General features: G+C 73.7%; 1 protein-coding gene. It reads right to left on the reverse strand.

The features are described from left to right. The coding region (locus NBZ83_RS32400) for an aldolase/citrate lyase family protein (RefSeq protein ID WP_308203855.1) at positions 1-811 on the reverse strand (811 nt) is incomplete at both ends.

Genomic DNA, 811 nt, shown 5'->3' on the forward strand with positions numbered 1-811 from the left:
GCCCGAGGGCGGGGCAGGATCGATCTTCTCCGCAACGTCACGGTACCGCGCGGCCAGCTCCTCGCTGCCGCGGGCCAGCAGGGTCACGTCCGCCCCCACCAGGATGAACCGGACACCGAGGGAGAGGTATCGCCGCGCCAGCGGCTCGGCGAACGCGTTCACCCCGGCCGCCTTGCCCGCCGCGTTGACCACCGCGACCGCTGACGTGATCGCCTCGACGACGTCGGGGTGCTCGGGGCGGCCCAGATGTCCGAGGGACGCGGCGAGGTCCGCGGGGCCGAAGAAGACCCCGTCGACGCCGTCGACGGCGGCGATCGCCGCGCACTCGGCGAGGCCGGCCGCGGACTCGATCTGGACCATCACACAGATCTCGTCGTCGGCGCGGTGCAGGTACCCTTCGACCCGGGTCCACCGGGACACCCGGGCGAACGCGCTGCCGACGCCGCGGATCCCGGCGGGTGGGTAGCGGGTGGCCGCGACGATCGCCGCGGCCTGCTCGGCGGACTCCACCATCGGCAGCAGCAGGTTCTCGGCGCCGATGTCGAGCAGCTGCTTGATGAGCACGGGGTCGTCGGTCGGCGGACGCACGACCGGGGCCACCGGGTACGGTGCGACGGCCTGCAGCTGGGCGAGGAGACTGCGCACGTCGTTCGGGGCGTGCTCACCGTCGATGAGCAGCCAGTCCAGGCCGCCACCGGCGCAGATCTCGGCGTTGTAGGGATTGCCGCTGGCCACCCACATGCCGATCGCCGGCCGGTGATCGCGCAGCCGGCGCCGGAAGGCCCCGCTGGTCACGCCCGCGGTCCCAGCC

It is taken from the genome of Frankia gtarii (genome assembly GCF_025403375.1).
Classification (GTDB): Bacteria; Actinomycetota; Actinomycetes; order Frankiales; family Frankiaceae; genus Frankia; species Frankia gtarii.